Annotated in this window: 9 protein-coding genes, 1 pseudogene and 1 CRISPR repeat array; of the genes and pseudogenes, 1 reads left to right on the top strand and 9 read right to left on the bottom strand. The window is 26.4% G+C overall.

All coding sequences use genetic code 11. The features are described 5' to 3' along the window. Window position 1 precedes the first annotated feature (1 nt). The 9 genes and pseudogenes from cas10 to ACY1IQ_RS14935 all read right to left on the bottom strand — a co-directional run bounded on the left by cas10 (window position 2) and on the right by ACY1IQ_RS14935 (window position 12,075). Entirely contained in the window at window positions 2-2,104 is a 2,103-nt protein-coding gene (gene cas10 / locus ACY1IQ_RS14895; RefSeq protein ID WP_461614697.1) for a type III-A CRISPR-associated protein Cas10/Csm1, read from the bottom strand. Between the two features lie 934 nt (window positions 2,105-3,038). Then, window positions 3,039-3,186 (bottom strand): annotated as a pseudogene (locus tag ACY1IQ_RS14900) (CRISPR-associated endonuclease Cas2); the annotation flags it as partial. Window positions 3,187-3,282: 96 nt separating this feature from the next. Further along, on the bottom strand, window positions 3,283-3,744 hold the full coding sequence (locus ACY1IQ_RS14905) for a hypothetical protein (protein ID WP_461614698.1): 462 nt from the start codon (window positions 3,742-3,744) through the stop codon (window positions 3,283-3,285). Next, complete coding sequence (locus ACY1IQ_RS14910) at window positions 3,728-4,150, bottom strand: nucleotidyltransferase domain-containing protein (RefSeq protein ID WP_461614699.1); 423 nt, start codon at window positions 4,148-4,150, stop codon at window positions 3,728-3,730. Before ACY1IQ_RS14910 ends, ACY1IQ_RS14905 begins: the two co-directional genes overlap by 17 nt. Before the next feature lie 3,166 nt (window positions 4,151-7,316). Continuing rightward, complete coding sequence (locus tag ACY1IQ_RS14915; RefSeq protein WP_461614700.1) at window positions 7,317-8,069, bottom strand: VCBS repeat-containing protein; 753 nt, start codon at window positions 8,067-8,069, stop codon at window positions 7,317-7,319. Window positions 8,070-8,236: 167 nt separating this feature from the next. Further along, window positions 8,237-8,701, bottom strand: coding sequence for a GreA/GreB family elongation factor (locus ACY1IQ_RS14920; RefSeq protein WP_461614701.1), 465 nt, complete (start codon window positions 8,699-8,701; stop codon window positions 8,237-8,239). Window positions 8,702-8,835: 134 nt separating this feature from the next. Beyond that, entirely contained in the window at window positions 8,836-9,795 is a 960-nt protein-coding gene (locus ACY1IQ_RS14925) for a tRNA dihydrouridine synthase (RefSeq protein ID WP_461614702.1), read from the bottom strand. Window positions 9,796-9,924: 129 nt separating this feature from the next. Continuing rightward, complete coding sequence (locus ACY1IQ_RS14930) at window positions 9,925-10,143, bottom strand: hypothetical protein (protein WP_461614703.1); 219 nt, start codon at window positions 10,141-10,143, stop codon at window positions 9,925-9,927. 105 nt (window positions 10,144-10,248) lie between these two features. After that, window positions 10,249-10,933: direct repeats of the CRISPR family, unit length 30 nt; unit sequence ATTTAAATACATCTTATGTTAAGGTTCAAC. Window positions 10,934-11,610: 677 nt separating this feature from the next. Continuing rightward, on the bottom strand, window positions 11,611-12,075 hold the full coding sequence (locus ACY1IQ_RS14935; protein ID WP_461614706.1) for an NUDIX hydrolase: 465 nt from the start codon (window positions 12,073-12,075) through the stop codon (window positions 11,611-11,613). 290 nt (window positions 12,076-12,365) lie between these two features. On the opposite strand from ACY1IQ_RS14935, the gene murI reads away from it, so the two are divergent. Next, the coding region (murI, locus tag ACY1IQ_RS14940; protein ID WP_461614704.1) for a glutamate racemase at window positions 12,366-13,123 on the top strand (758 nt) is incomplete at its 3' end.

The following is a 13,123-nucleotide window of genomic DNA, read 5'->3' on the forward strand; positions in this document are numbered from 1 at the left end:
TTTATAATTTTCTGCAATTACACCTAGCCCACTTATTTGCATATGGTATTATCATTGCACCTACTTCTGGTGTCGATTTCTTAATGCTATTTAAGCATAATTCTTCATATTGATTTATTAGATCCTCAACTTTCTCTTTAGCATCACCTTTATTTAATTCTCTTAAATAATAAGATAATCTGTATATCTTTAAATAATTAATACCTTTACCATCTCTTTTAAATACCGACTTAAATCCTTTTGTACTTTTATCTATTTTTTCAAACAAAGCATTATTCTCAGTTAAGTTGTATAAACTTTCTATCTTATTTTTTAATTTCATTATCTCAAAGTACTCATTCCAACTAAATACTTCCCCCATAAAACAGATTTTATCTTTTCCAACACTAGATTTTCCCTTTTCTAGAAACCCTTCTGTAATATTAGCTGTTTGTAAAATTGGGAAGTTAGAGTCAAACATTCCTACTCCAGCAGAAAATGTCTTTCCTTTATCCTGTGTATATACTTCAAACAATTTTCTTAAAATATATGCAAACTCAAAAACTTCATCATATCGCCCTACAATAAAGGTATCATCGCCTCCAGCATATATTATTGTTATTTTTTCCTTCCAGTTCTTTGTCTTTAAACCTTCTTTATATGCCTTTGGAATATACTCATTAACTATTGCTTCTTGCACAAATCCCTCAAAAAACATACTCAAGCTTCTGCTTAATGTCATAACTTGTCCAATACTTTTAGCTTGTATAAATAAACTTCCTAAATTATCTACATCTAGCTTTAAAACTCCAATTTTGTTATCCCCTAGATTCCATTGGCTTTTAGAAATATCGTCAAGGGATTTTTTAATAAACCTTATACTTTTAAATGTATATCCTTCAGCTTCTTCATATTGGAAATTATTTATAGCATAACTAGTTTGTATCTCTCTATTTAAATTTTCCATTTTATCTAAAAAGAATATTTCATATCCTAAGGCTTTAAATATTTCTTTTACATTTCTATAACTTTCTGTTTTTATATCATGATCTTTTATGTTTTTTTCCACATAAATTTTCTTATTACTTGCGTCCTCAACTAACTGTATATAGGATGTACACAAGCTACATCTATTCTCACTATCTAAGTTTTTATAAATACTTCCGCATACACTGCAGGTATTATCTAATGTTCCTCCACTATCAATTGGTCCAAATATATCTACAAAGTTCTCTTTAAGCCCTATTTCGCTCCATTTTCTTGTTTTAGCCTTTCCTGATTCTTCTCCTACGCTTTTCCATATTTCTGAAAAGAACTCAAAATCTTCAACCTTAAAGCCTACATAAGCTAGTGACATATATAGTTCACCTTTATGTGCTTTTAAAATAATATTGCTTAAGTCCTTTTTAATTTTATCTAACCTTTCTATATCAGCTTTACTAGCTAATATATAGAAGTTTCCTCCTCCACTATAAAGCACATTTGATATATTTAAATTTAATTCTCTAACTATATATTTTGAGCATAAATCCTGTAATAATGTTAAATAAAAAGATCTTCCTTTGAGAGTTTTTAATGCATCTTCTTTCTTAGTTCTAAATATAAAATTTTGTATACCTGAAAAATCACCTTTTATAAGTAAAAGTTCTTTTTCATTTATTTTTAAACAATAATAAATAGCAGAGGTCACTTTACAAACATCAAACAATGAAACATTACAATTAGGTTTATTTATAGCAGGCAAGGTAGATAACCTTTTCATTAGCAGATAATATAAACTCTCATAATCTAATTTTTTTTTATTTACTTCTTCTATAGTTTTATCAATGTATTCATTCCATAATTCCTTATCTATGGTGACATCCTTTGTTCTCACTAATAATTTTTCATCAAATGATAACTCCTGTAATGGTATATAACTATCCTTATCTTTAAAAATATTCTTTAAACTATATATAACTGACTTATTTCCTTGTTTGCAGTGAATATTGCCTATTGCTATATCATATGCCCGCTTTAATAATTCATCTTCTACTTCTTCAAAAATTATTTTGCTGTATTTTTCACTATTTACATTTTTTATATATTGTTTAAAACCATAAATTAGACTTTCATATTTCTTCAAACTTCCCTCTCCCTCCACAGTTAAATCTTATATTTCAAATTATTTACTAAGTATATAGATATATACATTCTATGTGATTTTGTAAACACCTTCTTTATATGTAAAATAATTGTCAATATATAAATTAATAAGGATTAAATTCGCATAATTTGCAAATTTAATCCTTATTTTTTATCTTCATTCTCATATTTTATATTATATTAAGATAATTAATATTGCTTATGATTATATCTAATGATAATTTTTTATCTTTTAGGTATATTTTATATAAAAACAACATTAAATAAAAATTTAAATACCTCTCATGTTAAGGGTCAACAAAATAAGATCCAATCATAAAAACTTTAAGAGAAGAATCTAAATACATCCTATGTTATGGTTCAACGAGAAATGGCGCAGAGTGTGAAATTTGCAAAGAGTTATTTAAATACATCTTATGTTAAAGTTCAATTACCAGCTACATTAATACAAAACTTTAGTAAAGGATTTAAATACATCCCATGTTAAGGTTCAATAAACAACTTGATGATTTTACTCAATACTTTGCTAATTTAAATACATCTTATGTTAAGGTTCAACGTATAATCGAAAGGAGTTTTGGAAAATGGAAAAGTTATTTAAATACATCCAATGTTAAGGTTCAACTAAGAGGGTTTAGATATATCAAGTTAAAACAAGATGAATTTAAATACATCTCATGTTAAGGTTCAACCACTGTGCTTAAGCCATTCTACATTTCCATTATATCCTTTAACCCACTAAAAATAAAGGCTTTTCTTAAAATTTTACCAACCATTTTGTGTTTTTTAAAAAATAATAGAAAAACTCCTCATAAACCTTGAATTTTCAATAGGTTATGAGGAGTTTTAATTCTTTTGAGGTTGGTAAAATTATATTATAGGATCTTCCCCTGTGTCATTTTGAGAACTCCTAATATTTCTCCCCTGAAAACTGACTTTTGAAAATGAGACAAATATTTTTTTACATATTCTAAATATTCTTCCCACTCTTTTTTCATCAACATCATAAAATAAAAATGAATAGTTATATTTCATTTTTCCCACATTTTTTCTATCTATCATAGTAAATAGCTCTAAGTAAAACTAAATATACAAATAAAGCAGCTAGAAGTTAAACCTACAAATTCAATTCCTAGCTGCTTTATTAAATACAAAATATTATCTATTCTTTTTATTTGTTTTTACTAAATGTATTTCATTTTCTGTTATTTCTAAAAATATCTGAAGATACATAATTTCTGAAAAGCAACAGGTTAGTATATCCTCTTCTACACCTTCTCTTTTGTAGTAATCATGAGTATATCTATTTCTTAATCTAACTATAGTAATCAAAAATTCACATAGGGTATCATCTAAAAAACCATGAATCCTGGCTCTCTTAATTAGCTCTGTTCCTGATACTCCATCAATATAATTATCAATCATAACAAGATAAGTTTCACACATATCTATGATATACTCTGTAAAATCTTGAAAATATCCTAATATTGCTCTTCTAATATATACAGATTTAGTATTAGTATACTCCATAATTGCACCTTGCATTAAAGCTAAGGTATCTTGAGCTATTTTAAATTTTAATTCTAATCGTTTTTTTTTATATTTATAATATGGACTCATTTCTTTTTCTCCTTAGAATTTCTTTGTCTTGCTCCACTAAATTCTCTAGCCATTGATTATTTCTTCTATACTTATTAACGTATAGTCTAAAATCCATATACTTTAAACTATCTATAATTAATTTGTTCTCACTTTTGATAAATTCCGTTGCTAATGTTGAATCAAATTCCTTCATATATAAAAAAGTGATATGAATATTATCATAAGAAAAATACTTTCTAAATACAGATTCTAAAATATCCTCAACCTCAAACTCAAAGCTTATAGTTTTTCTATATTCTAATAAAACTAAAATATCAATATCACTTCGTCCTTTATGCCAATATTCTGTGTTGAAGCTACCAAATAAAGCTATTCCTATCAACGTATCTATATTAGGAATTTCTAACTCTTCTAAAACATTCATACTCTCACCAACTTTTTATACAATTTTATTATAAATAATATCCAGCATTAGTATATCACATAATGCAATTAATTTCTATTCTACAGAGTATGATTAGCTACAATGCTTATTGATAATTACATTCACTGGAACTTTAGCTGTTACCATTACTAAATTTAGTAGTATATACTAATGATAATAGAAAGGTTAATAATACAAAATAGGTATTTAGCTGTTCTAAATATATGTTTAAGCATATAAATTTAATTTTAAAATAATAATTCTATAAGCAAACAGTATTAATCACCGCTAATCATCGGTTTGGTTGTTTACATAAAATAGGAAACAGTATTCTTCAACAAATTATTCTATGTTAATGCTCAACAAAACAAGGGAATATGATTTGAAAAACTGGACACATATTTAAATATATCTTGCGTTGAGGTTCAACTAATTAATATATCAATGCCTAAGCATGGTTCAAGATTTAAATACATATTATGTTAAGGTTCAACTTTAAAAAACATTATAGGCCATAAGGCTAAAAATTTATTTAAATACATCTTATGTTATGGTTCAACGAGAAATAGGAAAAATAATGGGGTATAAATCTACATTTAAATCCATCTCATGTTAAGGTTCAACGCAGCAGCCCTGCATTGTTTGAAAAGTTTATCTTGATTTAAATACATCCTATGTTAAGGTTCAACATTTGTTTAACAGCTCTATGGTATACCTTATCTCTCTATTTAAATACATCTCATGTTAAGGTTCAACGATATTAGTTCTAAGATGAACGAGATGGGAGTAAAATTTAAATACATCTCATGTTAAGGTTCAACTAATACAAATAAAAACTATAATCCAATTCTTAGTATATTTAAATACATCTTATGTTAAGGTTCAACTTAGACACTATATTAAAAACAAGAACTTTATATAGATTTAAATACATCTTATGTTATAGTTCAACTAATAGCATATAATAAATATGGTAAAAAAAATTAGGATTTACATACATCCTATGTTAAGGTTCAACTTCATCAATTGAGAACTGACTATTGACAATGGACAATTATTGATATTTCTCTCTTATAAGATAAGAGAAATTTTAAATCAATTTGTTTTAAAAGCAACTAATTCATATTTAAATTTATAAAATCATTAAACCCAAGTAAAAATTTTTCTAAAAAAGCATTAGACACATCCTATGTTAAGGTTCAACTCTTATTTGAGAAAACCGACGGAGAATTAGTTTATTTATTTAAATACATCTTATGTTAAGGTTCAATGAATCGTCGCCTTGGTCTAAAACTATCTTTGAACCAATTTAAATACATATTATGTTAAGGTTCAATGTATAGAAGCTTTAGATAAAGCAGTTAAAAAGTAATTTAAATACATATTATGTTAAGGTTCAATCTCTGTGTTTAAGCCATTTTCCATTTTCATTATACTCTTTAAATCCTTGAAAATAAAGGCTTTTCTTAAAATTTTACCAACCGTTTTGTATTTTTAAAAAAATAATAGAGAAACTCCTCATAAACCTTGAATTTCCAATAGGTTATGAGGAGCTTTATTTTGTTTGAGGTTGGTAAAATTAATCTTAAGGCATAATGTAATTTTAACATTTAATAGCACTTTCAACTAATTTATCACTTGACACTCTGTAACTTGCCACTGAAATAAGTAGATCTCATGTTAAGGTTCAATGCTTACAGCATTACTGCTGCAATTGTGGCTTTAGCATTTAAATACATCCTATGTTAAGGTTCAATAGTGACAAGATACAATCTGTTGAGTCACAAATGGCATTTAAATACATACTATGTTATGGTTCAATACTTGCCGCATCACTAAACCATGCACGAATTCTATATTAAAATACATACTATGTTATGGTTCAATAGCTACTTTAACAATAATAGATACGGATAAAATTGAATTTAAATACATCCTATGTTAAGGTTCAACAGTTAAAAGAGTAAAAAAACTAAACCGCGTTGTTAAATTTAAATATATCCTATGTTAAGGTTCAACTTACTCTCCCCATATTAATCACCTCTATATTTTATAATTTAAATACATCTTATGTTATGGTTCAACGAGCAGGAAGCAACTCGCATTTTAAATAACTTCATATTTAAATACATCATATGTTAAGGTTCAACCCATATAAAGCAATTCATAAGTGATTTTATAATCACATTTAAATACATCAAATGTTAAGGTTTAACGACAATTAATGCTAGATGGAGAAAGATACTATAAAGGATTTAAATACATCAAATGTTAAGGTTTAACAAATAAGGATGCAGAAAAAACCTTTAGAACTAAATTATTTAAATACATCCAATGTTAAGGTTTAACCACTCAAATTCTCACCCCTATTCTGAAATAACTAACATTTAAATACATCCTATGTTATGGTTCAACGTTTTTTTACAACACCTATCTATTATGGTTTTTTCCATTTAAATATATCTTATGTTATGGTTCAACAACATGTAGAGTGATTAATAGAGCAACGGAAGAGTGATTTAAATACATCCTATGTTATGGTTCAACCATTGAAATTAAGCCATTCTCTATTTTCATTATACCCCTTAATCCATTGAGATTAAAGACTTTTCTTAAAATTTTACCAACCGTTTTGTGTTTTTAAAAAATAATAGAAAAATTCCTCATAAACATTGAATTTTCAATGGATTATGAGGAACTTTATTTTCTTTAAGGTTGGTAAAACTTTATACGAAATTCGCTATTAAGATAAATAGAAAATTTAGAAGTTAGGTTGATAAATTTGCTACACCTCAGGTGAAATATTTTCCACAGAAGTGGAAAACTAGAGGAAGCTAAACATAAGAGAAGAACTGCATTTAAATACATCCTATGTTAAGGTTCAACTCATTATATTTCCTGCAATATTAGTTATATTGTTATAATATAATCTCGTTTTTTATTTTAATAATTTTTTCTTATTTATATGTAAAAAAATAATTGCATTAGCTTATCCCAATGCAATTATTTTATAACCTTATTCTTTTATGTTTTCCATGATTTTTCACAAAGCTTGAATTCCCTAATTATCATCAATTTATATAGGTTCTTTTTTTATATTACTAAATTTTTCTTACTACCATAAATAAAAAACAAATTAAAATTGCAATTTGTTTACATCACTGGATTATCCTCCTATATATTTTCCTTGAATGCCAACATTCTGGAATAATGTAATGAATTTATCTTTTTCCCAATTAAGGGCAGTTTGAACATATCCTAACCCATCTGCATTATACCTGCCTGCTATTCTCTGAAATGTATATAGTTCATAAGTTCCATCTCTTTCAAAATCAATAGGATACAAATTACTCAAGGGAATAACAAATCCTGAAATAGGTTCTTTAAGTTTTCCATTTAAATCATATATTTCATTTAAGTATTCCTCACCTTTATAAGTAATATCAATTATATATTTTATTTTCAAATTTTTACTTATAACTTCAACCCTATAATTATCTTTGTAATTAACCTCATAAGTATACTGCTCTCCAAATTTCTCAAAATCAAAAATTAATTTTAATTGATTATTTGCAAAAGAGTAAATATAGTAGAATGCAAATCCCCCACTTCCTCCAGAGTCTATGCTTACTAATATATCCTTAATTTTATCTCCTGTAAAGTCTCCCAAAAATATAGTTGGATTATAACCTGAATTTTCTTTAATAGGTACCGCAATTTCTTTACCTGTTTTTCCATCCTTTATTACAAGCCTTATGTTACTTACAAAAGGACTGTCTGTACCTGAAGGTTTATTTCCTATCAAAAGTATAGTATCTTCTATTTTATCTCCATTTACATCACCTTTTTTTCTATCTATTATATACACTTTATTGTTATCCACATTTTTTCTAAAAAAATAATAAGGACAATAAAACATAACTGTCTCCTCTAAAAAATACTTCTACTTTATATATTATTCTAAAATAGAGGGACTGTTCTTAATTTTATTTAAATCTAAGAACAGTCCCTCTATTTTACATTATTAGTTATTATTGTCTATTATCTAAATCAGAAAGAATATAAAACTGATAAGTTAAAAAATAATTATATAATTTCTAATACTTCTACTGTATATTTTTCACCTGGAGCATCAATTTCAGCTACATCTCCAACTTTTTTGCCCATTAATGCTTTTCCTAAATCTGATTCTACGCTTATAAGCATCTTTTCTGGGTCTGCATCCATAGTAGTTACTAGTGATATATTTGTTTCAAATTCGTCTTCTATAAATTTAATTTTAGCTTTACTATTAACTCCTAATACTGACTTGTCTTGATTTTGGTCATCTATTACACTTGCAGTTGAAATCATAGTTAACAAATATTGAATTCTATTATCATTTTCTCTATAGTTTGCACAAGCTTCTTTGTATTCTGCATTTTCTGACCTATCACCATGTGCAGCTGCTTCTAATTTTTCCTTTGCTATTTCAGCTCTTTTTTTAGTCATTCTATATTCTAATTCTTCTTTTAATTTATCCATATTTTCTTGTGTTAATATATTTTTCATTTACATATAAACCTCCTAAGATATGTTGTGCTAATATTACATAATATATAGCAAAATGCCAATGAGATATTATAATATACTAGGTCATAACTTCGGTATCAAAACCTTAAGTTGTGCTCTCTTAAATTTTAATATTAGTTACTAAATAGTCCAGTCCCTTTTATAATTTCCTGCTCTCTAAATAAACTTAAAACAGCTTCATTATAATGGTCTACCCTTTGTGCCTTCTTTATTTTCTTAGCATATTTTTTATTATCTGAAAATATGTAAATCATATATCCCCAGAGTTCTTTCATTCTAAATAGTGTATTTCTCTCTTCATTATATAATTCTATATATTTATTTAAAATTTCATCATGAAATTCTTTTAATACTTCTTTATCTATATTAGTATTATTTTTTATCTCACCAACTAATCCTGGATTGGCTAGTATTCCCCTTCCTATCATTACGGTTTTTATTTCTGGAAAAGCTTTTATTAATCTATTATAATCACTATTAGTAAAAATATCACTATTATAACATATAGGATTAATACTTAAAGATAGAGCATCCTTAAATACCTCCAAATTAGGTTTATTTCCATAAAAATCTTTTTGTGTTCTAGGATGTATAATCAACTCTTCTATAGGATATTTATTATAAATTTTTATTAACTCATAAAATTCTTCTGGGCTGTTCTTTCCTATTCTAGTTTTTATGGAAATTTTCATATCATTTATTTTAAATATTTCATCTAAAAATATATCAAGCTCTTCTCTTTTAGCTAAAAACCCTGACCCCCTATTTTTTGAAACAACAGTTCCAGAAGGGCAGCCTAAATTCAAATTAATCTCATTATAACCTAATTGTTGTAACTTTCTAGCAGTAATAATAAAACCTTCTGAATCATTAGTAAGTATTTGTGGAACTATGTTCATTCCTTTATTATTTTCCGGTAAAATATCCCTTAGTTCTTTAGTTTTAAGACTTATACTTTTATTTGGAATAATAAAAGGTGTAAAATACTTATCAATATTATGAAAAAATTTCTCATAAGAATTTCTATATATGTACCCTGTAATTCCTTCCATTGGTGCTAAATAATATTTCATTTAATAACTCCTTCATAAATATTCTAAAAAATATATTATATCAAACTTCTTTATTCTTATCTCATTAATTATATTAAAATAGAATAAAAAATGTCTACATATGAATTCTGTAGACATTTTTTATATAATCTATACATTAAATCTATTAACTAGTTCATTTAAAACTTCTATTACTTCTGCCAGTTTATCTGTATTATTAGAAATTATCTCCATAGATGTCGATAATTCTTCTGTTGGTACTGCTGACTCTTGTGATATAGATGATATATTTTGAATTATTAATAACGCTTCTTTAGATTCTGCTAAAGATTTATTTGCATTATTAAATGCTTCTTTTGAAATATTCATATTGTGTTTTGTAAATCCAACCTCATCCTGTTTTCCTTTTTATATAGATAATTGTAATTCTTTTCTAAAATATTTTTCGTGGATTCTATCTTTTTCTTCAAAAATATTTAAATGCATCTCATGTTAAGGTTCAACCCATGCAATAATAAAGGAATAGTTATTAATGAAGTTAATTTAAATACATCTTATGTTAAGGTTCAACTTACAGAAGCCTGTAGAATCTAAAATATATACAAAATTTAAATACATCTTATGTTAAGGTTCAACGCGGTAAAAAGACAGGCGCGAAATGGCACTTGCTTAAATTTAAATACATCTTATATTAAGGTTCAACGTGATTATGATGCAGTAATAATAGGACATACTCAATTATTTAAATACATCTTATGTTAAGGTTCAACCTGCATCAGGATAAAGCTTTTTACCTATTCTTCCATTTAAATACATCTTATGTTAAGGTTCAACAAAATAATTTTGATATAAAAGGTATTAGTTTTGAATTTAAATACATCTTATGTTAAGGTTCAACAGAACTATATATAAGGCTCATGAAAGATATAACTAAATTTAAATACATCTTATGTTAAGGTTCAACATGGATGAACTAATAGAAAAGTTATTTGTATTCACATTTAAATACATCTTATGTTAAGGTTCAACTAGCACGTATTGGCAAAAGAGAATTAGGAATATTGATTTAAATACATCTTATGTTAAGGTTCAACGAACAATATGGAAGATATGAAAATTATCAATGTTAATTTAAATACATCTTATGTTAAGGTTCAACTACTGTGTTTAAGGCATTCTCTATTTTCATTATACCCTCCAACTTATTGAAAATAAAGGATTTATTAAAAATTTTCCCAACCATTTTATGTTTTTAAAAAAATTGATAAAAAACTCCTCATAACCATTGAGTTTTCAATGAGTTATGAGATGTTTTATTTCCTTTGAGATTGGTAAAACTTTATATAAAATTTGATATTAAGATAATTAAAAAGCAGGAAATTTAGACGTTACGTTGATAAAATTACTGCATCACAGAGGTGTTAAATACATTCTATGTTAAAGCTCAACCTTACCAATTGAGAATTGACTATTGAGGATGGAGAATTATTGATACTTCTTCTTTATAGAAGAAGTTTTAGATTGATTTATCTTTTAAGTCACTTTTATTAAAAATCTATTTAAAGAAATTAATTTATAAAATTAATTTCAACCATAATTGTGCATTGTCCATTCTCAATTCTCCATTGATTAAACTGTTCCCCAGAGGTGGAAAACTAGCAATTGCATTACTAGTAAAAAATCTATTAAAGAAATTAGTTTGATTAAAGCTAATTTTAATCTTAATTGTGAATTTTGAATTATTTTAAGTTATGAATTGAAATGCTCAAAGGTGTAGCTATATTCAGCTATACATTAATTTTAAAGTAGTTTATCTACATCTGTGCTTCAAGAATTTTAGAAACATCTATTATAGTGTTGTTGATATGGTTTTGATGAATATGCACTATAGCATATTTCACCTGAAAAGTTAAGTAAATTTTCCAGCCTCATTTTAAATATGGGATGAGTTATCATATCTAAAGCCTTTTCACGAGGGCACCAAATTACTTCACTTGTCTCATCTGATGTTGTTAATTCACCATCTATATAGTCACAAATAAAATCAAGGTTCAATTTAGGTGGAACTTTGGTAACGCCATTATACCAAATGGTTTGCTGAAGGCTTGAATATAATGCTGCTAAAGATCTCACTGTAACATCTACTCCGCTCTCTTCTTTAATTTCTCTTATTACTGCTTCTTCAAGATTTTCCCCTAATTCCACTTGACCACCTAGAAACTCCCATGATTTTCTGTGGTTTGATTTAACCAGTAAAACATTTCCCTTTCCATCTTGCACCATAGCTCCAACAGCTACTATATGTGTTGGCTATGTCATGTAGTGTTTTACAATGAAAATATAGCTTATACATTATTTTAATTTCCATAACAAAAATCTTTTTCTTGAATTAAGAATTATGGTTAAAACTCCATTGGCAAAGCATTTGGAGCTTTTTTAAATAAATTTTATTTTAAAAGGTATACTTTAAGTTTTTATATAGAATATTCATATTGTTATTCTTTATTAGTTTTTATTATTGTGATATATTTTAAAATATAATAAATTATATACAACTTACTACACAGGCTTATTATAGGGTGGTGACAATATTGAATTTCGATAGCGAAAGTAGTATTGGATTTTTTGATTCAGGTATAGGAGGACTAAGCGTATTAAAAGAAACAATAAAAGTATTACCTAATGAGAATTACATATATTTTGGAGATTCAATAAATGCTCCTTATGGAATAAAAAATGTTAGTGAGGTTAAAAAATTAACCTTTAATGCAGTAAATTTTTTATTGAGCAAAAATGTAAAAGCTATAGTCATAGCATGCAATACTGCAACTAGTGCAGCTATAGAGGAATTGAGAATGCAATATGCTCATATACCTATAATTGGAATAGAACCAGCGCTTAAACCAGCAGTAGAGCTAAATAGAGAAGGGAGTATAGTCATTATGGCAACGCCTATGACATTAGCAGAAAATAAATTTGCTAAACTTCAATCAAAGTATAAGGAAATAGCTAATATTGAACCGCTTCCTTGTGCAGGGTTAGCAGAAATTATTGATGAAGGAAAAATAACGGGAGAAGAAATTCATAATTATCTTGTAAATAAATTAAAAAATATAGAAAATATGAAAATAAGTTCTATTGTTTTAGGATGTACTCATTATCCTTTAATAAAAGAAGAAATCATAAAGGTTATAGGAAGTGAAATTCCAGTAATTGATGGAAGTTTAGGAACTTCAAAACAGTTAAAAAGAATATTGTCTTCAAGAAAAATATTAAACACAAGTAATTCTAAAGGTAATGTTGAAATTTATAACTCATTAAAGTCAAAGAAAATAATTGATTTGAGTTA

The sequence above is a fragment of the Clostridium sp. Marseille-QA1073 genome, from assembly GCF_054863625.1.